17 protein-coding genes and 2 pseudogenes are annotated in these 21,691 nt (G+C 47.1%); 3 read left to right on the top strand and 16 right to left on the bottom strand.

Going from position 1 to position 21,691, the window contains the following annotated elements; all coding sequences use genetic code 11:
* Nucleotides 1-22 precede the first annotated feature (22 nt).
* Genes plsX through F5971_RS12160 form a run of 3 tightly spaced genes read right to left on the bottom strand, consistent with a single transcriptional unit; the run spans nucleotide 23 to nucleotide 1,779 of the window.
* Nucleotides 23-1,051: a phosphate acyltransferase PlsX gene (gene plsX / locus F5971_RS12170; protein WP_237748572.1), complete on the bottom strand. Its 1,029-nt coding sequence runs from the start codon at nucleotides 1,049-1,051 to the stop codon at nucleotides 23-25.
* A gap of 2 nt (nucleotides 1,052-1,053) precedes the next feature.
* Nucleotides 1,054-1,236: a 50S ribosomal protein L32 gene (gene rpmF, locus F5971_RS12165; protein ID WP_036510167.1), complete on the bottom strand. Its 183-nt coding sequence runs from the start codon at nucleotides 1,234-1,236 to the stop codon at nucleotides 1,054-1,056.
* 18 nt (nucleotides 1,237-1,254) lie between these two features.
* Nucleotides 1,255-1,779, bottom strand: coding sequence for a YceD family protein (locus tag F5971_RS12160; protein WP_036510164.1), 525 nt, complete (start codon nucleotides 1,777-1,779; stop codon nucleotides 1,255-1,257).
* 115 nt (nucleotides 1,780-1,894) lie between these two features.
* Here F5971_RS12160 and F5971_RS12155 point away from each other — a divergent pair, with 115 nt between their 5' ends.
* Nucleotides 1,895-2,476 (top strand): Maf family protein, encoded by a 582-nt coding sequence (locus tag F5971_RS12155; RefSeq protein ID WP_193495112.1) that lies wholly within the window; start codon nucleotides 1,895-1,897, stop codon nucleotides 2,474-2,476.
* A gap of 62 nt (nucleotides 2,477-2,538) precedes the next feature.
* Here F5971_RS12155 and sppA read toward each other — a convergent pair whose 3' ends face one another.
* The 7 genes from sppA to ydiJ form a co-directional block, all read right to left on the bottom strand.
* Nucleotides 2,539-3,609: a signal peptide peptidase SppA gene (gene sppA / locus F5971_RS12150; RefSeq protein WP_036510161.1), complete on the bottom strand. Its 1,071-nt coding sequence runs from the start codon at nucleotides 3,607-3,609 to the stop codon at nucleotides 2,539-2,541.
* Between the two features lie 13 nt (nucleotides 3,610-3,622).
* On the bottom strand, nucleotides 3,623-4,294 hold the full coding sequence (locus tag F5971_RS12145; protein WP_036510302.1) for an HAD-IA family hydrolase: 672 nt from the start codon (nucleotides 4,292-4,294) through the stop codon (nucleotides 3,623-3,625).
* 13 nt (nucleotides 4,295-4,307) lie between these two features.
* Entirely contained in the window at nucleotides 4,308-4,703 is a 396-nt protein-coding gene (gene rnk / locus F5971_RS12140; RefSeq protein WP_036510158.1) for a nucleoside diphosphate kinase regulator, read from the bottom strand.
* A 241-nt stretch (nucleotides 4,704-4,944) separates the two neighbouring features.
* Nucleotides 4,945-5,334 (bottom strand): hypothetical protein, encoded by a 390-nt coding sequence (locus tag F5971_RS12135; protein WP_193495111.1) that lies wholly within the window; start codon nucleotides 5,332-5,334, stop codon nucleotides 4,945-4,947.
* 80 nt (nucleotides 5,335-5,414) lie between these two features.
* Nucleotides 5,415-5,993, bottom strand: a complete 579-nt coding sequence (locus F5971_RS12130; RefSeq protein ID WP_193495110.1) for a DNA-J related domain-containing protein — start codon at nucleotides 5,991-5,993, stop codon at nucleotides 5,415-5,417.
* Between the two features lie 58 nt (nucleotides 5,994-6,051).
* Nucleotides 6,052-6,537 carry a ribonuclease E activity regulator RraA gene (gene rraA, locus F5971_RS12125; protein ID WP_036510152.1) on the bottom strand — a complete coding sequence of 162 codons (486 nt, stop codon included), beginning with the start codon at nucleotides 6,535-6,537 and terminating at the stop codon, nucleotides 6,052-6,054.
* 63 nt (nucleotides 6,538-6,600) lie between these two features.
* Nucleotides 6,601-9,651 (bottom strand): D-2-hydroxyglutarate dehydrogenase YdiJ, encoded by a 3,051-nt coding sequence (gene ydiJ, locus F5971_RS12120; protein WP_193495109.1) that lies wholly within the window; start codon nucleotides 9,649-9,651, stop codon nucleotides 6,601-6,603.
* 213 nt (nucleotides 9,652-9,864) lie between these two features.
* Here ydiJ and F5971_RS12115 point away from each other — a divergent pair, with 213 nt between their 5' ends.
* Complete coding sequence (locus tag F5971_RS12115; RefSeq protein WP_051514350.1) at nucleotides 9,865-10,986, top strand: hypothetical protein; 1,122 nt, start codon at nucleotides 9,865-9,867, stop codon at nucleotides 10,984-10,986.
* Nucleotides 10,987-11,035: 49 nt separating this feature from the next.
* Here F5971_RS12115 and pgm read toward each other — a convergent pair whose 3' ends face one another.
* From pgm to F5971_RS12085, 5 genes and pseudogenes are all read right to left on the bottom strand, one after another.
* Nucleotides 11,036-12,631, bottom strand: a complete 1,596-nt coding sequence (pgm, locus tag F5971_RS12110) for a phosphoglucomutase (alpha-D-glucose-1,6-bisphosphate-dependent) (RefSeq protein WP_246187804.1) — start codon at nucleotides 12,629-12,631, stop codon at nucleotides 11,036-11,038.
* 103 nt (nucleotides 12,632-12,734) lie between these two features.
* Nucleotides 12,735-14,507: pseudogene (locus tag F5971_RS12100) on the bottom strand (methyl-accepting chemotaxis protein).
* 252 nt (nucleotides 14,508-14,759) lie between these two features.
* Nucleotides 14,760-17,468 carry an EAL domain-containing protein gene (locus F5971_RS12095; RefSeq protein WP_193495106.1) on the bottom strand — a complete coding sequence of 903 codons (2,709 nt, stop codon included), beginning with the start codon at nucleotides 17,466-17,468 and terminating at the stop codon, nucleotides 14,760-14,762.
* 159 nt (nucleotides 17,469-17,627) lie between these two features.
* Nucleotides 17,628-19,079, bottom strand: a complete 1,452-nt coding sequence (locus tag F5971_RS12090) for a GntP family permease (protein ID WP_193495105.1) — start codon at nucleotides 19,077-19,079, stop codon at nucleotides 17,628-17,630.
* Nucleotides 19,080-19,082: 3 nt separating this feature from the next.
* Nucleotides 19,083-20,138 (bottom strand): patatin-like phospholipase family protein, encoded by a 1,056-nt coding sequence (locus tag F5971_RS12085; protein WP_193495104.1) that lies wholly within the window; start codon nucleotides 20,136-20,138, stop codon nucleotides 19,083-19,085.
* Nucleotides 20,139-20,317: 179 nt separating this feature from the next.
* Between F5971_RS12085 and yiaY the strand changes: the two genes are divergently transcribed.
* On the top strand, nucleotides 20,318-21,466 hold the full coding sequence (gene yiaY / locus F5971_RS12080) for an L-threonine dehydrogenase (protein WP_193495103.1): 1,149 nt from the start codon (nucleotides 20,318-20,320) through the stop codon (nucleotides 21,464-21,466).
* A gap of 50 nt (nucleotides 21,467-21,516) precedes the next feature.
* On the opposite strand, the pseudogene F5971_RS12075 reads toward yiaY, so the two are convergent.
* A pseudogene (locus F5971_RS12075) lies at nucleotides 21,517-21,687 on the bottom strand (diguanylate cyclase domain-containing protein); the annotation flags it as partial.
* Nucleotides 21,688-21,691 lie beyond the last annotated feature (4 nt).

Below are 21,691 nucleotides of genomic sequence, written 5' to 3'. Positions count from 1 at the left end.
CGATTCTACACCCTGCGACAGACTACTCTCTAGATAACTGACCCAATTGCGAGGCAATTGTATCACGGATACGGCCCGGCACATCATTATGAATATCAGTAACAGCCTGAGAAATAGCACAAACAAAATGATCTTGGTTTGCACCACCATGACTTTTTATAACAATACCTTGCAAGCCCAAAAAAGCAGCCCCGTTGCGTCGCCCAGGATCTATTTGCTGCTGCAATTCTTTCAAAACAGGACGCGCCAGCCAGCCCAGCATACGTCGATAGATGTTCTGAGAAAAACTGATTCGCAATTTTGAAGCAATAAAGCGTGCCAAACCTTCCGAGCTTTTTAAGGCGATATTGCCTGTAAAACCATCACACACAATAACATCTGCACGATGATCAAACACAGAGTCTGCCTCAATAAAGCCGATGTAATTCAATTGAGACTGCACTTTGAATCGCTCAGCGGCCAAGCGTACCTGCTCATTGCCCTTATAGGTTTCAATTCCTATATTTAACAAAGCCACACGAGGATGCTCAAGCCCCTCGACCGCTTTCACCATTCCAGACCCCATTAAAGCAAACTGCAATAAATGGTCGGCACTGCAGTCTACATTTGCACCCAAATCCAAAAGGTAGCAACACCCTTTCGCGGTAGGAACAGCGCTAATGATCGCAGGACGATCAACACCAGGAAGCATGCCCAGTGTTTTGCGAGCAAGCGCCATCAAGGCACCGGTATTTCCAGCACTCACGCAAGCAGAAACGACACCCTCTTTAACCATCTGCAGAGCTTTAGCCATGGAGGAATGCTGGCGATGCCGAAGCGCATACGATGGCTTATCATCCATTGAGACAGCGTCTTGACAATCAATAACAGTAAGACGGTCTAACAAAAGATCAGAATCGACCAACAAAGGATCAATTAAAGATGACTGACCAATTAAGTAGATATGCAATGCAGGGTGCAGTGCGAGAGCGTGGAGACAGGCGGGAACGGTGATGCGGGGACCAAAGTCCCCGCCCATTGTATCAACAGCGATACTCAGTTTTGGAACCAAGCTTACTCGTCGTCTTGCTTAGTAATAACCTGACGACCACGGTAGAAGCCATCTGCACTTACGTGGTGACGACGGTGTGTTTCGCCAGTCGTTGCATCAACTGCCAAAGTAGGACCCGTCAACGCATCGTGCGAACGACGCATATCACGTCTTGAACGGGATTTTTTGTTCTGCTGTACTGCCATGGTAATAAAACTCCTGGTTTAACTCTTGTCAGCCTTGTTTTTTAACTGGGCTAACACACTAAAAGGGTTAGGTTTTTGTTGCTCTGGACTAACGGTCTCGGCCTCACCAAATGACATCTGCACACTGCAATCATGGTGCAAAGGCACAGATGGCAGCCCCAGAATTAATTCATCTTCAACCAAAGCAATAAGATCTGCATCTTCATCAAGCATAAGAAGCGGATCGTAATACCCTGGTAGGTTTCTGGCCTGCTCCTCATTGAGGACCACAGCAAGGCAGATCTCTTCATCAAGATCCAGTGCAACGGGCTCAAGGCAGCGCTGACAGGTCATAAATACTTTGGCCTGAACACTTCCTTTCACTGTTCGCAAATACTGTTCATCTGTTGAGAAATTCAACTCAGCCTGAGCCGTGCCTGTTTCTTGACATAAAAAAGAAACAAGACGGGGCATCGCTGAAAATTCAACGCTGCCAGTAATTTGCGCTTCCCGCTCAGCAAGCTTACGCGGGTCTGCTTTTTTGGGTAATTGACCGTTCGACATAAGCGCGCAATTCTAGGCACTGAATGCCTTCGTGTCAAAGGGATTCAGGGCTTTCATTCAATTAAATTGTGTTTATCATATGAATACTGGTTATTTTATCAAAAAAAGGCTCTTTATGAATAGAAACATCGTGCTTGCCTCTAGCTCACCTTACCGAAAAGCGTTACTTGATAAGCTTGGATTCGCTTATCGTTGCAGAAAGCCCGATGTTGACGAAACACCACTTGCAAACGAGTCGGCAGAAAAACTGGTCGCTAGATTGTCCGCAGCCAAGGCAGAAGTGCTCGCCACCTTATACCCAGACACCTTAATTATTGGTTCAGATCAAGTTGCCACTATTGATGGTGACATCCTCGGCAAACCGGGATCAAAAAACAATGCGACGACTCAGCTAATGCGCCTATCGGGTCGCTGCGTGCAGTTTTTAACCGGATTATCCTTACACAACACGACGACAGGCATCACGCAAACAGAAGTCGTGCCGTTTAATGTGCACTTTAGGCAGCTCACGCCCGTAATGATCGATCGATACCTTGAACGTGAACAGCCATTTGATTGCGCAGGCAGCTTTAAATCCGAAGGGCTGGGAATCATTTTATTTGATAAACTTGAAGGTGATGACCCCAATACGCTAATTGGACTCCCGCTTATTCGCTTGGTACGAATGCTGGAAAATGAAGGGGTTGAGATTCTTTGAGATGTCTCGCCCCTAAGCGGGCGAGACTCTACTACCAAAACACGTCAACACACCTAAGCCCGCTAGTTTAATTGTGGCACCCACTGAATACTCAACTGCTGACTCAAGTGTTTAGCAATCGAAAGCCCCAGACGATCAAACACACGATCAAAGGGTGATGGTTGATAGGTGTAATTCACCATATGTGGAACCTGAACAACTTCTCGAGCCACGTAACTACTGCTACCAAGACCGTCGATCAAACCCAGCGCCAAAGCTTGCTCTCCGCTCCAGATAAAACCGGTGTAAAGTTGAGAGGTGTCCACCAATCGATCTCCACGACCCTCTTCAACCACGGCAATGAATTGACGATGAGTTGTATCCAGAACCGTCTGCCAGAAGGCCTTATCATCGTCTTTCAGGGGACTAAACGGATCTAAAAAGGCCTTATTTTCACCCGCCGTCAAGGTTCTTCGCTCAATCCCCATCCGGTCAATCAGATCCGTAAAACCGAAACCTGATGAAGTCACGCCGATGGAACCCACTAAACTGGCTTTGTCTGCATAAATTTCATCAGCGGCCACTGCAATGTAATACCCACCTGACGCGCCCAAATCGGTAATCACCGCATAGACTTTTTTGTCCGGATGCAAAGCACGCAAACGCTTAATCTCATCATTAATATAGCCTGCCTGAACTGGGCTACCTCCAGGGCTGTTGATACGCAAAATAACAGCTCGACTTTGATTGGCAGAAAATGCATTGCGCAAGGCCGTTACAACATTATCTGCGCTGGCATCCGCACCATCGGCTATGACCCCTGACACCTCTATAAGCGCCACGTGCTCTTTTCGCTCGACACTCTCTTTTGCACCTGAAAAATCTTTTCCGATAAAAAAAATCGCCAACAATGCGAACAAGTAGCTAAACGTCAAAAACTTAAAGAAGATACCCCAGCGTCTTGAGCGACGCTGCTCAACATTGAGTGAGGAAACGATTTTTTCAATCAAACGCCACTCTTTGCTGTTCGTATCCACTGCCGCTTTTTCTAAAGTCTTTTCCAGCTTCGCATCGGGTTTGGCTTCAGTATACGCCTTATCAAGCGACTCGGTTTTAGCCTGCTGTTCCGGATCATCCCAATGATTATTGCTCACGTAAACCTCCTTTTTAACTTTTAAACGATTCGACGGGAACCAACCCATCCAACCACGTCTCTAGATCGGGAAAATGATGAATTTCTTTTACTGGACCCAATGCCGTCAAGCGATCAATATGGTGTGCGCCATAGCTGACCGCAACCGTATCAATACCTGCGTTATTTCCCATTAACAGGTCATATTCCGTATCACCAATCATTAAGGCTTTCTTACGATCTACGCCCGTCAACCAGATGATTTCATCGAGCATATGTGGATCGGGTTTTGATGTCGTTTCATCCGCACACTTTGACACTTCAAAAAGCACACCCAATCCGGTTTCAGTAAACACACGATCCAACCCCCTGCGACTTTTTCCGGTTGCAACAGCCAAGCGATAGCCCTTGGCCTTCAAACGTTCTAGTGTTTCACGAACACCAGGAAACAAGTGCGTTTTGGTTGGATCTGCCTGCATAAACCGTTGCGCATAAGCGATACGCATTTTCTCAACAAACAGATGATCCGCATCTGGAAAGATGCGCATAATTGCCTCAGGAAGCCCAAGCCCAATAATATTCCTGACCACCTCATCCTGAGGCGGCTCAACGCCGACCTCTTGAGCGGCAGACTGCATACAGGAAATAATTAAGGCTTCCGAATCTATGATGGTTCCATCCCAGTCAAAAATAAGCAATTCGTACACAACACGCTCCAAATTAACTCAATGAGGAATTTTCAACCTGAATAATTCTAACGTGACGATGATGCGCATCCGGCAGGGTCCAGTCTATTGTTTGCCCAACAGACAAGCCCAAGAGAGCACTTCCAATAGGTGCGAAGATCGACAACGTTTCAGTACGCCCATTAATCTCATGAGGATAACACAAGGTCAAATGAAATTGCTTACCACTCTCTTCAACCTCAAATGTGACCGTTGAATTCATTCGAACGACGTCCGCAGGCATCGCATCGACAGGCAGCACTTCCGCTCTCGCCAATTCAGAGCGCAGACCATCAAAACGCTTATCATCACGATACGGCTTTTTATCTAACAATCCCTCAAGTCTATCAACATCTAACTCAGACACTTTAATCGGGGGCAACTCAGACATGTCTCAAAACTCCAAAAAAATAAAAACTCGACTTCCAAGACGAAAAGTCGAGCTCACTCATCAATACGAAATTAAACCGGCACTTCGCCAATACAGAAGATATCGCTGAAAGGATATGCGTAGGCTGATTGCAGTGTAGTTGTTATAAACCCAAACACGCTAAGATTGTGCCAGAGACGGACGACTTAATGAAGTCCAATCACCGATTTTAACCCTTCATCTGCTCTTAAGACGCCCAATGCTAGCGCAAACGCTCTATTTCTTGCTTGAGCGACACAATCGACTCAGGCACCAGAGTAATACGAACGGGCTCACCCTGCCCATCAAGTAACACCATTGCCCCATCAAACACATCATGAAGTGAGGCAAACGTTTTTCCATCCGGCGTACCTAAGTCTGCCACTCTAAATTTGATATCACTTTCGAACGCACCCCGAACTTGGTTTAATCGCTCCATGGCTTCCATTCCCGCTGGCATATAACTTTCATGTACCAAAACAACAACGGGCTTTCCTTCACCAATCACGGATAGATCTGTTGAAAAAGGCTTAACCACTAAATAAGTCAGCACAAGCCATCCCAAGAAACCCAGACCAACCACAACAATCAGCGCTTTAACGGACTTCGCCATGTTCACTCCTCATTACTCTTTGTTGACTGCATATGAACGCACAAAGACAGAGAGGTTCCCAATTTTGATGAAATTTGGAGCTAAAAGCGCTTTGTAAGGACGTCTTTTGCCCAGCAAACCTGTTTAAACTGCTCGGCATCACCACCACGATCGGGATGAAGCGCCATCGCTTGCTGCCGCCATGCTTTTTGAATATTGGATGCATCTGCATCATTCTCTAAACCCAAAATGGATAAAGCTTGCTGACGCTCATCTGATTGAACGGGCTGAGATAAGCCACGCCAGAAACGATGCAACAACCGCTCAACATCTTCAGCTTCTGTTTTGGCAAGCTCATTAAGGTCTAAATAATACGCGCGCAAAGGGTCATTTAGCACAAGCCCAGCATCACCCTGAACATAGGGACGTAACTGAATTGATAAGGTATGAATCGACAAGCTGCCCTTGCCCGCCTCATGCCACTCATCCCGCAAGCTATAAAGATGATGGAACAGCAGAAAATGCGTTTGAAATAGCTTTAAACTGTCGGTGAACGTATCGGGGTCTAAATGAATGATATTGTCCGATTGAAGCGACTTCAATAAGGCAAACTCACTCACCCCCTGTGGATTGGCTTCTAAAATACGCACGATGGCGCGTATATGCTCTGAGTCAGACAAACCCTGCCTCCCATAAGACAGCAGAGCGCGTGTAGACACGGGCTCTGCTGAGTGAGCTTCATGCAGGGGTCAGGGCTTTTGGTGACACTAACACCCCATTGTTATCGGCATACACGTATTGACCGGGCACAAAGGTTACACCACCAAATGTGACCGGAATATTCAATTCGCCGACGCCCTTTTTGTCCGTTTTCATCGGGTGTGAACCCAACGCTTGCACGCCGACATCTAACTGACTGATGGCATTAACATCACGAATGCATCCATAAATGATCAGACCTTCCCAACCATTCTTTTCAGCTTTTTCAGCCAACATATCGCCCAGCATGGCTTTTCGCATCGATCCGCCACCATCAACGACCAGCACCTTTCCCGCTCCAGGCAAGGCAACTTGCTCACGCACCAAGGAATTATCTTCGAAGGCTTTAATCGTCACAATTTCACCTCCAAAAATCTCTCGCCCCCCAAAGCTTGCGAACATTGGCTCCACCACTTGTACCAAGTCTGGATACTGATCACACAACTCAGGCAATAAATCGATCATGCATTTCTCCTTTTTAAAAAATCAGAACGACAAACAGTGTCGCGCATTTATGCTATGAATGCATTACAACTTTTGCAGAACAGCCAAAAGTGCTTGAGCCGGATGCAGTAGCGATTGTTGATCTAAACGCTTAACTTGCGAGCGACAAGAGTAACCCGTTGCCAACAAGGTCGCTTCGCTATCTGGCTTATTGACCACTTCACTCCAACTTAAACTGTAAATTTGTCTGGATAAACGATAATTTTCCGTCTCATGCCCAAAGGTTCCAGCCATCCCGCAACACCCAACCGAAACGACATCCAACGTTTGCCCCAGCGATTGAAAAATAGTCTGCCACTGACGAATTGAAGGCGCAGCTGACGTTTTTTCCGTACAGTGTGGCATCAGTTTAAAATGCTTTTGCGGCAAATCAGCTTTGAAGGACACAGAGCCCAGCGCATCGGCAAGCCACTCCTGTATCAACTGAACCTTCGGCAGCGTATCGCTCACATCCTTATACTCAGATCGATAGGTGAGCGTCATAGAAGGATCGATACCCACTAAAGGAACACCTGTCGCTTCTAACTGCTGCAAAACCTCTAGATTTCGCTCTGCAATTTTGGCAAAGGCCCCCATAAATCCATGCACATGCAAAGGCTTGCCATTCGGCATAAAGGGTGCAACCAGCGCATTAAAACCAAGCCGGCCAAGCAAATCAATCACATCCAACACCAAGGCTGTTTCGAAATAACTGGTAAACGCATCCTGAACAATAATAACTGAACGCTGACGCTGATAATCGCTTAAGCTTTCAATTATTGAAGGTGTCGCCCACTCAATTCCGCGCTCTTCTACGCCCTTTCGAAGCGTGTGCGTACACAACAAAGGACTATCAACCATGCCTATTTTTTTGATCACGGCACGGCCTAAGCCATTTTTCATCAGCCAATTATAAGGCTGAGGAAAACGAGACAGCGCTGGTACCATAAACTCAAGACTTGCGACCATATAGTCTTTTAGGGGCCTTAAATAGCGACCGTAGTAGACCTCAAGAAAACGGGCACGGAAATCCGGCACATTGACTTTGATTGGGCACTGACCAACACAAGACTTACAGGCCAGACACCCCATCATCGCCTCATGAACTTCATGAGAAAAATCATACTCGCCTTTACGCTTCTTCAGGGTATTTTTAATTCTGGATGGCAAAGCTTTAATAAAGCTTGCCTGTCTCACTGCTTGGGCAGCTTCATTCACATCCACGCCCTTCACTGACATAACCCGCAGCCACTCTCTCACCAAAGAGGCACGCCCTTTGGGTGAGTGGATGCGCTGGCGCGTCCCCTTCCAAGACGGACACATGGCATCATTCGGATCATAGTTATAGCAAGCCCCATTGCCATTGCAATTCATGGCTGAGTCGTAGGTTTCACGAACGGCCAAGGGAATTTGACGATCATGTTGCCCACGCGTAGGAACCTCATCAATTTTAAGCAGTTCAGCTCCAGACAAGAGTGGTGTGGCAATTTTACCCGGATTGAGCTGGTTTCGGGGATCAAATGCAGCTTTTACCCGCTGCACTTCTGGGTAAAGCTCACCAAAGAATTCCGGTGCATACTCGGAACGCACACCCTTGCCATGCTCGCCCCACAGCAAGCCTTTATACTGCTGAGTCAGACGCACAACTTCGTCGGTAATTGTTCTAATTAAGCCTTCTTGCGCTTCATCCTTCATATCGATTGCGGGGCGCACGTGCAAAACTCCCGCATCAACGTGACCAAACATGCCATACGCCAAGCCGTGATCATCCAAGACCTTACGGAAATCCATAATAAAGTCCGCCAGATTTTCTGGCGGTACAGCCGTGTCTTCAACAAAGGGGATTGGTCGTTTTTGCCCTTTCGCGTTGCCTAGCAAACCAACGGCTTTTTTACGCATAGCCCAAATTTTATTAATTTCTGTCGAACCATAGACAACAGAAAAACCAAAGCTTTTTGCTGGCTGACCACTCACTTCACGTAAGTGTGTCGTTAATTTTTCAACCTTTTGACGCAAAATCTCTTCGTCATCACCGGTATACTCAATCAGGTTGATTCCCTGAATCGCTGGTTCATGTGCCTCTTGAGGAAAATAAGCTCGAACCGTGTCCCAAACAATATCCCCCATGGCAAGGTTCAATACTTTTGAGTCGATAGTCTCAATTGAGGTCGGCCCCCACTCCATCAACGCCTTTGCATCGCGCAAAGAGGCTTCAAAACTGTCGTACTTTACGTTAACCAAAGCCGAGTACTTAGGAATGGGCAAAACATTAAGCTTTGCTTCAGAAATAAAGGCTAAAGACCCTTCAGCACCACACAAGATCGAATTTAAATTAAAACGGCCCGACTCATCGCGAATATGGGCCAAATCATAGCCTGTCAGGCAGCGGTTAAGCTTTGGAAACTTTTCGTCAATGAGATCTTTATGCTCTGAATAAAGATCATCCAACATGCGATGGACATCAGCAACACGCCCTGGCTGCTGCTTGATGTTGTCCAATTCTTCATCTGACAACGCCTTAGACAACCAACGCTCACCACCCAACCATACACTTTCCAGCTCAAGGACATGGTCTCGGGTTTTGCCATAGAGCACTGACCCCTGTCCACTGGCATCAGTATTGATCATTCCACCAATGGTGGCTCGATTACTGGTTGACAACTCGGGGGCAAAAAACAGCCCATAAGGTTTCAAAGCTGCATTTAATTGGTCTTTGACCACCCCCGCCTGCACACGCACCCAACGCTGGTCAGGATTGATCTCGATGATACGATTCATATACTTAGAGCAGTCAACCACCAAACCATCGGTTAAAGACTGCCCATTAGTGCCTGTACCGCCCCCACGCGCACTTAGCACAATACTGTTAAACTGCGGCTCTGACGCGAGCCTTGCCAGATAAATAAGATCTTGTGCATTACGGGGATAAACAATCCCTTGTGGCAACACTTGATAGATACTGTTGTCCGTCGCTAACACAACTCGGTGCGCATACTCAGGGTTTAGGTCACCTTGAAAGCCACGCGTTTTTAGTGTCTCGATAAACTCAAGATAGAGACGTTGTGTAGGGTTAATATCGACAACTCTTGGAATCATTAGACAGCCCTGAAAGAACCTAGAAAAAATAAGCTCAATGATCCCGCATTCAAGGATCAGGATCAAATGCAAATTATTGATGGAGGCATCAGAAATAACTATGTCAGCCTCTGTTCAGCTTCACATTGGCACACTAGACCCTGTTCGAAGCACGTCTGTATCTGTACACTGCCCTTTGCTTTTTAAGCACATTATTTTGAGGCCAACTGTATTATGCGAAACACGTTTTTTAAATCTTTAGGGTATATCACCTTTTCAACCAGCCTTGTGTTGGCAGGTTTTGCACACTCGGCACCCAGCTTTCAATCTGCCCAACCTTTGTCGGCCGGTGCTTGGCCTAATCATAGTCAAGACCTGTGCGCTGTTGCCAATGAGACATTAAAATATTTAAAACAAGGCCCCAGCTATGACCCACAAGCCATTCATGGTGGAACCGTCGATGGCATAAAAGTTCCAACTCATCGTATTCAAGACACCTTGGCATTTATTTGCCAGGTGTATCAAGAGGACTTGGCAACAGGCGCATCACGGCTGACCGATCCTGATTTTATCAACTCAGCTTTTGAACGTGTGCAATGGCTACCGGATCAAGCCAAAGCAAAAAGCCTAAGCCAAGACAAACCGCTGTTGCAGCGCTTACCGTCCGACCAATTGCTGCTAACAAAATATTATGTGCGCATGGCGGATGGCTTTCCAGCCAAAACCGCGCAGTCACCTCATGCCTTATACGGCCTTCCATTTGATGAAGCACATTTAAGTCTTGAAGAGGCGGATGCACGTAGGGATCAGATCACGCGTTATCGATTTGGCAAACAAGCCATTCTAAGAGGCGCGCTTGAAACACAACCGGCTCTAGCTCCCCCACTGATTTGGTTAAGTCGCGCCGATCTTGAAGGTGCATTATTGCAAGGAACCGCCGTTTTAGAAGCCGACAATCAGCGCCGCTACTTCAACGTGCATCGCAACAATGGCATTGCATACGACCGCACACAAAAACCCGAAGATCAGGAACGTTATTGGTATTTTAAAGAAGTTCCAGGCGTGCTGGGGTATGGAAAGGATGCGGACTATAAAATTCCAGTCAAACCAAAAGTGACCGTCGCTGGCGATATTTTTCAACTCGGATTGGGACGTGTTGTCCTATTGCAAACCACTGAGCATGGTCAACCGACCTACAGACTGACCGTTTTGGCGGACACGGGTGGAGCTTTTCATGACAATCTTTACCAGCTTGATTGGTTAAGTGGCTACTTCCGCGACTGGGACCACTACCACGCAAACAACCGTCATATTGCAGACTACGCTAAAACCTGGCTGCTTTTGAAAAAAGAATAAGCTTTTCAAAGGCTCAGCACGCTCTGCTGAGCCTTTGACGACCGCCTATTTACACCCCTTGCGATGCAAACACCTTTGAAACCAGAGCCTGCGCCTCAACTAACAAGGTGTCTAAATGTGCTTGGCTTTTGAAGCTTTCAGCGTAAATTTTATACAACGCCTCTGTGCCACTAGGACGAGCCGCAAACCAACCCGCCTCCGTGACGACCTTCAATCCACCAATAGATGCACCATTCCCGGGTGCCTCGACATAACGTGCAACAATCTCATCTCCTGCCAAGGTGGATTGAGTCACACTCTTAGGATTCATTGCAGATAAAACAGCCTTCTGCTCCGTCGATGCAGACGCATCTATACGACGGTAATAAGGCCGACCATACGCCTGCGTCAGCTCCTCATAATATTGATGAGGTGTTTTGCCCGTCACCGCAAGAATTTCAGCCGCTAAGAGTGAAGGAATAATGCCGTCTTTATCGGTACACCACACCTGACCACGGCGAGTTAAAAAGTTTGCACCAGCACTCTCTTCACCGCCAAAGCCCAAACGACCATTAAACAAGCCTTCAACAAACCATTTGAATCCTACAGGAACCTCATAGAGCGAGCACCCGCGGCCTGCCACAACCTTATCAATAATTGATGAGGAAACGAGGGTCTTGCCGATTGCCACGTCCTTGGACCATTCGGGTCGATGAGTCAATAAGTAATCAATACACACAGCCAAGAAATGATTGGGGTTCATTAAACCATCTGGGCCTACAATCCCATGGCGATCGGCATCAGGGTCATTTGCAAAGGCTAACTGGAAGCTATCTTTGATGTTCAGCAAGTTTGCCATCGCCGCTGTGCTCGAACAATCCATCCGGATTTTTCCGTCGTGATCCGGCGGCATAAAGGCAAAATCTGGGGATTGATCTTCATTCACTATGGAAAGATTCAACTCAAAGGTCTTGGCAATTTCCTGCCATACTTCAAGTGCTGAACCGCCCATAGGATCAACACCCAAGGTCAAATTAGCTTTTTTAATTGATTCAATATCAATTACTTGCTCAAGATCTTTAATGTAATATTTTACGTAGTCAAATGCCTCAGCTTTGGCCGCTGCTTCGGCTTGATCAACACGCAATACCCCCAACAGATTCTGCTCAAGATACTGATTGGCACGCTGCTCAATCCAACGAGTAACCTCTGCTGCGGCAGGCCCACCATCAGCGGCGTTGTACTTTATACCACCGTCTTCTGGCGGATTATGAGAAGGCGTAATAATCAAGCCATCCGACAGAGCGTCTGGAGAGTGTTGATTATGAACAATGATGGCTCTGGACACCAAGGGCGTTGGTACAAACGCATTTTGAGGATGAACGCGCACGTTGATGCCATTTGCAACCAGCACCTCCAGTGCCGATGCATGAGCAGGTCCTGATAAGGCATGTGTATCCATCCCCAGATACAACGGACCCGAAAAGCCCTGCTCCTTACGATAATCCGCAACGGCTTGGCAGATTGCCAGAATATGATGCTCGTTGAAGGATGCCTTCAATGCAGAACCTCGATGACCAGAGGTTCCAAACGCCACCCGTTGATCGGCAAGGATTGGATTCGGAATGACGTCGACATATGCGTTGAGTAACGCTTGAATATCCATGTTTGACACGCTTTACTTCCTTTGGATTGGGCTTGAGTAGAAATTTGGGAATATCCTACCACGTCAACCAATCTGCGCCAAAGTGAATCCGCCAGAAGTACTTTTAGACTTTGAAACGCCCAACCCTAGCTTGCAAATCATTGGCAAGCAACGCAAGGCCATCACTGGCCGATGCGATATGACTTGAGCCACTCGACAGCTGCTCCACACTATGGCTGATGCGCACCAAGGTCTGACTGACATCATCAGCAACAGCGGACTGCTCTTCAGTGGCAGTTGCAATTTGAGTGTTCATATCATTGATTGTCAAAATGACCCCTGTAATATCTTGAAGCTTATGCGATGCATGCTCCGCGCACTCAACAGCCACATTTGCCTTTGAATAACTGTTATGCATAACATCAACGGCTCGTCGAGATGCATTTTGCAACTGTTCAATAATTTCACGGATTTCCTCAGTGGAGCTTTATGTGCGTGTTGCCAGCGTCCTCACCTCATCTGCAACAACTGCGAACCCACGCCCATATTCACCGGCACGAGCGGCTTCTATAGCCGCATTCAAGGCAAGTAGATTGGTTTGTTCAGCGATGCCACGAATAACCTCCAGTACTTTTCCAATGGACTCTGTATCGTCTTGCAAGCGCAGAATCACATCCACAGCTTTTTGAACCTCTTGAGCCAACAAACCAACCTCATTGGCATTTTTCTTGACGACGACCTCTCCATCTTTAACAGACTGATTACAGGTTTCTGCCGCATAGGCCGCTTGAGCGGCATTGCCTGCAACTTGGGTAACCGTCGCTGCCATTTGAGTCATAGAGGTGGCTGCGAGGGTGACTTCATGACTTTGCTGCTGAACTTGCTGGTTCGTCACCTGGCTTGATGCTGCCAACTGCTCTGCTGCGGCGCCGAGTTGTATCGCCGCATCACTCACTTGCTTGATGATTGATTGCACACCGCCGACAAAGCGGTTAAAGCTCCGCGCTAAATCACCTAATTCATCCTGACGCTCTTCGTTCAAACGCTGAGTTAAATCACCATCACCTGCTGCAATTTGATCCAACGCATAACGAGTAGCATTCACTGGCTTCACAATCATCCGAGAAACAAACACGATAATAACAATCAAAACAAGCAGGGTAATGGAAAAAGCCGTCATCAAGGACACGCGCAGATTCAGCGCCGCCGCCATGACTTCCTCATAGGGCAACGCAACAGCCAAAGACCAACTTTGATTACCCGCGATTGGATAGTATGCCGCGATCACTCTTTGCTGGTTATCCAGTACGAGATCGGAGATTCCCGCTTGCCCCTCCACCATTTTCCTTGAAAAAGAGGCGTATTCGGGTATTGGGGACTCCAATGCATTAACTTTCATGCGTCTGCTCGCATCGGGATGCACAACATATACCCCGCGAGAGTCAATCAGCCAGGCACTGGCATTGTCATCGGACACTTCATCAACAAGCGTGGTTAAGGTATCAAGGGTAACAGTGGCGGCCAACAAACCAATGAGCCGACCTGAGGTATCGAAAACAGACTGCGCCAGTACCACAATCGCATTGCCTGTCGTACCCGAGTAGAGTGGATCGCTGACTACTGTGGTGCGACTTTTTTGGACAATTAACTGTTGAAAATAATTTCGATCCGCTCGGCTCGCTATATTGCCGTTGTGATGATAGGCGTTCCCCTCTAGATCAACAAAAAACATCACTTCGAAATCACTGCCCATACGCTGGCCATAACTCTGAACGAATGCAAAAATCTCGTCGATATTGCCCCCTGTCAGTGCGGATGTCCGAGCCAGCGTTTGAATCACGGTTAAACGCGCATTCACCCAAGCACTGACACTATCGGCACTGGCTAACGCGACCATGCTGACAGCATTTTCACCCTGGCCAGAGACCGTTCGACTGGTATGCTGAATAACTACATAAGCCGCTAGAGAAAGACAAAAAGCTAAAGGCAAGCTGATAATTAGAATCAACCTAGGGGTCATTTTCAAACGGCTCAACATAGTATTATCCTTATTTGACAATCGACGTTGATCTTATCTTAACTACCTTATACGTGAAATCTATTTTTTAAGACGCCAGTCTTTAGACTTACTCTTATTGAATACGGCCAATCACTGCCCCATCCAGGATTGCAATTTCTGGCCTGACATAGGCTTACTAAAGTAGAAGCCTTGATAAAAATAACATCCTAGCTCTTGAAGCTTCTGAAGTTGCTGCTCAGTTTCAACCCCCTCTGCAATGACGTTCATATCAAAGGCTTTACCCATCGCCAGCACACTGCGGATGATCGCTTCATCACTGTGATTGTGTATCAAGTCATGTATGAAGGCTTTATCCACTTTGATTTGGTCGAAGGGCAGCTTCTTAAGGTACGATAGAGAAGAGAATCCGGTTCCAAAGTCATCCAATGAAAAATGCACGCCCACCTTTTTAAGTTGGCTCATTTTCTCAACGGCCTCATCCGTATAGTCAATCAGGAGGCTCTCTGTGAGCTCTAACTTAAGTCGATTCGCCGGTGCTTGAGCATCTCTAAGATGCTGCATCACCCGATCGACAAAATCCTTGCATTGAAATTGCCGAGCACTGATATTAATAGCCAGTGTCCACTTATTTGTGAATGCATTGACTTGCCAAGTGGCCAAGGTTTGACATGCTGTTGAAATAACAAAGTCACCTATCAATAGGATCAACTCCGTTGACTCGGCCAACGGAATAAATTCAGCTGGCGAGATCACACCTTTGGTTGGATGCAGCCAACGTATCAAAGCTTCACACCCTATAATGCTTCGATTTATATCATATTGGGGCTGAAAATAAAGCTCTAGTTGGTTTTGATCAATAGCATGACGAAGATCATTTTCAAGCTCTACAACCTTATTCACTTGCTCCTGCATAAGAGGATCAAAAAAACTGACATTCGTTTGTGCATTAAACTTTGACTGATTCTTCGCAAGGTCTGCTCGCTTGAGTAGCTCATCGGCCGTGCAGCTTTCATTCGCACAATAGACAACACCAAGATTCGCTTGGCTATAAATGAGTTTTCCCTGAATAGAAAAGGGAGTGATGAATGTATTTTGAATATCAACAATTAGGTGTTCTATATCAAACAATGCCTGCTCTGATGTTTGATCTCTGTACTCACAAATAATAACAAACTCATCAGCAGCCAAGCGCGCCAAGCTGGAGTAAACAGGCAAGGCTTCCGTTAATCGCTCCGCCACTCCGCACAAGAGCTGATCACCCGCACGGCGCCCTAGACTCTCATTGACAAATTTAAAGTTTTTCAAATCAATAAGAATCAATGCAAAGGTCGTCTCATGCAGTTGTGTTCGAGTAATCGCTGAACTTATTCGGTCACGCAAAAGATCGATGTTTGCCAGACCCGTGAGCTGATCATATAAATGCAAGTGCTCTATCTGCTCTTTAGACTCTTTAACCTGCGTAATATCTGAAAATGAAGCAACATAATAGAACGATTGGGGATGTACACCCCGAACCTTAGTAATATTGAGATGTTCAGGGAAAATTTCACCGTTTTTGCGTCGATTCCAAATTTCACCCTCCCAATGACCTGCTGTATTTAGCGCGCTCCACATCTCTTTGTAAAATTCGGGTGGATGGTAACCCGAACTAAACATTGAAGGATTGCGACCCACTACCTCGGCTTCGCTGTACCCAGTAATCTGTGTAAAGGCACTGTTCACACGCAAAATTTCGTTTTTCTCATTCGTTATAGTGATCGCTTCGTTTGTACTGAACGCCGCCGCTGCAATCCGCAAATTAGCTGCATATTTTTTCCGCCGCCGGATATCGCAAGCGACCCAAACACTGCCTAGGACGATAGCACAGCCCAAAGCGATGCTAATTTCCAGCAAGTACTTTTCTACAAAATCCCGCATATCAAAATGACTGATCCGGTCTGGATGCACGCGTAACTCAAGCAATATACTTTCTAGGCTCGCATAATCCACTGGAGGGGCAAACCCGTAGTATCCGCCACTGCGGGCCGCTATAGAATCTGGCTGAATCGAAAATAGTGCTTGGGTAATATCACGCACAACAAGTGGATCGATGCTTGGCATTGCCGCAAACGCCCACTCAGGTATAAGTTGGGTAGAGTGCATCAGCGGCAGCTCTGAAGTGTCTTGAGCATTAATAATACGCAGTTGATCCTGGGTTAACTGACCCGACTGAATCATGGACTCAATGACGCCTGAACGAACAAATGCAATATCAACTTGCTTATCTAGCAACAAAGCGATGGCTTTATCCTGGGGTTGCCCTGTAAATGTCACGGTTTGTATATCTTTGGGTATACGAATTCCCGCCTGATTGAGCGTCCAATGTTGAATACGGTACGCGCCCAAAGAATTAGCATGAGCTGATGCGATACGTTGACCACGGATGGCATCCAAGCTGTTTAAATCAGATCGGTCGGAAAGCGCGGCGATTACACCTGCAAAGCGAGCTAAAGGTTGATTTTCATGGCTATTCAATAGCGTTGCCGCAACTGACATCCGCGAGAAGGATCGCATCAAAATATAGTGTTCTGGTTGCGTTAATACAAAATCCAACTCGTTTCTATAGACAGCATCCGTCATGTCATCCATAAACAAAATATGAAACTCTAGCGAATACTGAGGCAAACTTTGATTGAGAATATGAAGGGTTTCCTGCCATTGCTGCTGAGTTGACTCGATCCCTCGAAAAGCCAGTATCCCTATGTGTAATTTCTCATCCTCCTTGGCAACAATAGAGGATGGTAGACTGGCCGCTAAAAATACGAAAAGCAGGCTCAAATAACGCCTAAACGTGATCATTGTGATACACAACAGCAGCCACTCCTATATGCCCGATAATCTAGGCTTTGCAATCAACAGACAAATTGTCCGAGAGTATAGTGTAGCCGCTGTTGAAGTTACTTGTTCCTGATCAATGAATAGTGAGCAAGTTAATTACTCCGTTTTAAAAGACTCCTTTTAAAACGCACCAAAGAGGCTTCCCAAGACCACCAGCAACACCAGTGAAAGTATCGGGAACACCACCGCAACCATAAATATATCCTTATACGCTTCGCGATGCGTGAGTCCACAAATGGCCAGCAGTGTCACAACGGCACCATTGTGCGGCAAACTGTCGAGACCTCCGGTTGCCACTGTTGTCACACGATGCAATAAATCAGGCGAGATGCCCAGCTGATTAGCCAACGCTAGGTACTCAGCGCCAAGCGTTTGCAGAGCAATGCTCATCCCCCCCGAGGCTGACCCTGTAACACCTGCCAACACATTGACAGATAAAGCTAGGGATACCAAGGGGTTACCTCCACCTAGATCGTCAACAAACCCTTTAATAATGTCAAATGCGGGTAACGCCGCGATAACCGCACCAAAGCCAACTAAACTGGCCGTATTAAAGATCGGCAGTACCGAAGCATTCGCTCCATCATCTAAGGTGCGACGTAGCTCACCCAAACGACGCCAATTCATCCCGATAAGCAACAATGAGGCAAAGGTTAAAGAAGCAATAATTGCCCAGATCCCTCTGACCGCATCCAAAGACGTACTGCCATAGATTGGCTCAGCTAGATACTGTGTATCCAAACGAGGTATCAGGTGAGTACTCAGTAAATAGTTTAAAACAATGACCAGCACCACAGGGGTAATTGCCAAGGCAAATGGAGGCAAGCCACTTGCTTTGATGTCTGGCTCAATCAGCGTGACATCAAACCCCTCACCCGCGCTCAACTCCCGCTGAGTTTTATCAAAACTGACAGGCTGATCCTCGTGGGCGCCATAGCCTTCACCTACCCCCTTCGCAAGCTTGGCTTGTCTCGACAGCCACCATTGCCCCAATCCAAACATCACCAATGCCGTGATGATGCCTAAAAATGGAGCCGCGAAGGGCGTTGTCCCAAAATGAGGCATAGGAATTGCGTTTTGTATAGCAGGCGTGCCAGGTAAGGCTGTCATGGTGAACGTGAAGGCACCAAGAGCAATGGTTGCAGGTACCAGTCGCTTGGGAATGTCTGCTTGTCGAAACAGCGCTGCTGCAATCGGATAGACGGCAAACGCCACAACAAACAACGAGACCCCGCCATAGGTCAATACGGCACAGGCAAGCACAACAGCCAGAATGGCTCGCTCTGATCCCAAGTGGCCAACGATTGCTTGACTGATTGCTTCGGCAGAACCACTATCATCCATCAACTTCCCAAAGATGGCTCCCAGCAAGAAAAGCGGGAAATACTGAATGATAAACTGCCCAGCCGAGCCCATGAAGAGCTGAGTATAGCTCGCCATCAAAGGCGTTCCCGCCGCAAAAAGTGTCGCAAGCAGTGCCATAAGCGGGCCTAACAACAAGACACTGATGCCTCGATACGCCAGCCAAATTAATAGCACCAGCGCAAATACAACCCCTAATAAACCAATCATCAGTTACACTCCTTTGTTACGCTGAACAGGTCTAACCGCATCCTCAAGCAACCAATCAGGGTCAAAGCTTGAGCGCTCACCCAATGCATGCTTATTTTGCTCCAACCATGCATCAGTACGCTGCCGCCCTAGATCACGCAAATGGCAAAGATACTCCCACTCAGCATTGAGTTTACTAGAGGCCTCTAATGGCCAAAGATCATCCTCTCCATGAATACAATGCAAACGCATATCACGATAACGCTCGTGCTCCAGCCCCTCTGTCTGAATTAAGTCTCGCAGCAGCATAATGCTACGCAACTCTTTAACCAAACTGGTATTAAACGTGATTTCATTCAGTCGATTGATAATTTCACGGGCGCTGCGTGGCAATTCCTTCCGATAAAATGGATTGATCTGCACCAAAACCAAATCACGCGCATCGCATTCATCGACTAGAGGGTAGAGTGCGGGATTACCTAAATACCCACCATCCCAGTAGGCCTCCCCTTCGATTTCCACGGCTTGAAACATAAAGGGTAAGGCTGCCGACGCCATCAGTGAATCGACCGTTAAATCCGGCTGGCGAAATATTTTAGGACGCCCACTGCGAACATTGGTTGCGGTGACAAATAACTTAATGGCGGTGCAACGATTGACTCGATCAAAATCAACTAAATCCGCCACCAAGTCTCGCAGTGGATTAAGGTTCATCGGGTTCAGTTCGTAAGGCGAAAACACGCGTGACAAATGATCAAAGAACAAATACGAAGGCGAGCTATCAAGACTCCAAGTACCATTGATGCGTGACCAAATATCACGTTGAAAAGGGCTGTTTTTAGCCCCATCACTGACCGCGCGCCAAAAGCGCTCCAACGCAGCGCGTGCACCCTCACGCCCACCCTCTTCCAAGCCATCCGTCAACACCACGGCGTTCATCGCCCCTGCACTGGTTCCACTAACGCCCTCAATATGCAGGTCGGTTTCTTCCAGCAGTCGATCTAAGACACCCCAGGTAAGCGCTCCATGAGAACCACCCCCCTGCAACGCCAACTCAATCGTTTTGCGTTTTGCATTCATGTGTATACCTCTTAATAATCCATTAATATCTAATCATACCGCAATGCAGCATAGCAGATTTTGCCCCATGACTGAAACGCGGGTTTCAGTCACTTAACACTAAGCCTCTTGACCCTAATCAAGGCTCTCCCCCTGAATCTTGCTAGACTTAAGTATCAATATTCATAAGGAGTAACGACATGGCTTTTAGTGAGTTTCACATTCCCGCGCTTAACTTAATGGGCGAAGGAGCACTGCAGAAAGCAATTGACACCCTCCAAAAACGTAATTTTTCTCGTGCTTTAATTGTTACGGATGCGGGTCTCGTCAGTACAGGACTGGTCGATCAAGTGGTGACATCTCTTAAGCATGTCGGCATCGACAGTCGAGTATTTTCAGAGGTACAGCCAAACCCAACCACTGCAAACGTTGAGTCCGGTCTTGCACTGTTACGCAGCAGCGACTGTGACTTTGTGATTTCCTTGGGCGGCGGCTCTCCTCATGACTGTGCCAAAGGCATCGCATTAGTCGCGACAAATGGTGGCAGTATTAAAGATTATGAGGGCGTCGATCAATCTCTACTTCCTCAACTACCTTTAGTCTCTATTAATACTACAGCGGGCACTGCTAGCGAAATGACTCGCTTCTGTATCATTACGGATGAAGCCCGTCATATCAAAATGGCCATTGTTGACAAGCACACCACACCGATTCTGTCAGTTAATGATCCGCTTACTATGCTAGGTATGCCAAAGGGGTTGACTGCAGCCACTGGAATGGATGCACTGACTCACGCAATTGAAGCGTATGTATCCACCGCAGCCACTCCAATTACAGATGCCTGCGCACTTAAAGCTGTCGAAATCATCACTGAGTTTTTGCCTAGAGCCGTAGAGGATGGCCAGGATATTGAAGCTCGCGAGCAAATGGCCTATGCCCAATTTCTTGCAGGCATGGCGTTTAATAATGCATCGTTAGGATACGTTCATGCCATGGCTCACCAACTGGGTGGCTTTTATGATCTACCGCACGGTGTTTGTAATGCCGTTTTACTGCCGCACGTTGAAGCGTTTAACAGCAAAGTCGCCGCTGAGCGTCTTGCAAAAGTAGGCCAGTCCATGGGCGTCATTCCAACAGGTGATGCAGATGCTGATGCAAACACATGCATTGAAGCCATCAAAGCACTCAAGGAGAAAGTTGGCATTCCGCGTGGACTGGCAGATTTAGGTGCCAAACAAGAAGATATTCCAGTATTAGCCGCAAATGCACTCAAAGACGCTTGCGGATTCACCAATCCAATACAAGCGTCCCAAGAAGAAATTGAAGCGATTTTCAAAGCCGCTTGGTAAACTCGAATAAGAACAAGGGCATGAGTATTTAACCTTAAGCCATGCCCTTCTTACCTTTCATCTGCATGTTTAAACACATCGGCTACAACCCGATTACGTCCAGCTGTTTTAGCTTGATAAAGGGCCCTATCGGCCCGTGCAAGGGCAATATCAGGACGTTCGTCTTCCTGACACATAAGGGTACACCCAATACTCACCGTCACGTCAATCGTGTGCTGCTCAAAT

Origin of the sequence: Nitrincola alkalisediminis, from assembly GCF_009821115.1 — a bacterium.
Taxonomy (GTDB): domain Bacteria; phylum Pseudomonadota; class Gammaproteobacteria; order Pseudomonadales; family Balneatricaceae; genus Nitrincola; species Nitrincola alkalisediminis.
Note: the sequence above shows the minus strand (reverse complement) of the source record. Positions and strands in the feature narration are given on the sequence as shown.

Bases quoted from the DNA above. Each gene is read 5' to 3' on its own strand.
- rpmF (WP_036510167.1), bottom strand. From the start codon at position 1,236: ATGGCAGTACAGCAGAACAAAAAATCCCGTTCAAGACGTGATATGCGT.
- F5971_RS12160 (WP_036510164.1), bottom strand. From the start codon at position 1,779: ATGTCGAACGGTCAATTACCCAAAAAAGCAGACCCGCGTAAGCTTGCT.
- F5971_RS12155 (WP_193495112.1), top strand. From the start codon at position 1,895: ATGAATAGAAACATCGTGCTTGCCTCTAGCTCACCTTACCGAAAAGCG.
- rnk (WP_036510158.1), bottom strand. From the start codon at position 4,703: ATGTCTGAGTTGCCCCCGATTAAAGTGTCTGAGTTAGATGTTGATAGA.
- F5971_RS12135 (WP_193495111.1), bottom strand. From the start codon at position 5,334: ATGGCGAAGTCCGTTAAAGCGCTGATTGTTGTGGTTGGTCTGGGTTTC.
- rraA (WP_036510152.1), bottom strand. From the start codon at position 6,537: ATGATCGATTTATTGCCTGAGTTGTGTGATCAGTATCCAGACTTGGTA.
- ydiJ (WP_193495109.1), bottom strand. From the start codon at position 9,651: ATGATTCCAAGAGTTGTCGATATTAACCCTACACAACGTCTCTATCTT.
- F5971_RS12115 (WP_051514350.1), top strand. From the start codon at position 9,865: ATGCGAAACACGTTTTTTAAATCTTTAGGGTATATCACCTTTTCAACC.
- pgm (WP_246187804.1), bottom strand. From the start codon at position 12,631: ATGGATATTCAAGCGTTACTCAACGCATATGTCGACGTCATTCCGAAT.
- F5971_RS12095 (WP_193495106.1), bottom strand. From the start codon at position 17,468: ATGATCACGTTTAGGCGTTATTTGAGCCTGCTTTTCGTATTTTTAGCG.
- F5971_RS12090 (WP_193495105.1), bottom strand. From the start codon at position 19,079: ATGATTGGTTTATTAGGGGTTGTATTTGCGCTGGTGCTATTAATTTGG.
- F5971_RS12085 (WP_193495104.1), bottom strand. From the start codon at position 20,138: ATGAATGCAAAACGCAAAACGATTGAGTTGGCGTTGCAGGGGGGTGGT.
- yiaY (WP_193495103.1), top strand. From the start codon at position 20,318: ATGGCTTTTAGTGAGTTTCACATTCCCGCGCTTAACTTAATGGGCGAA.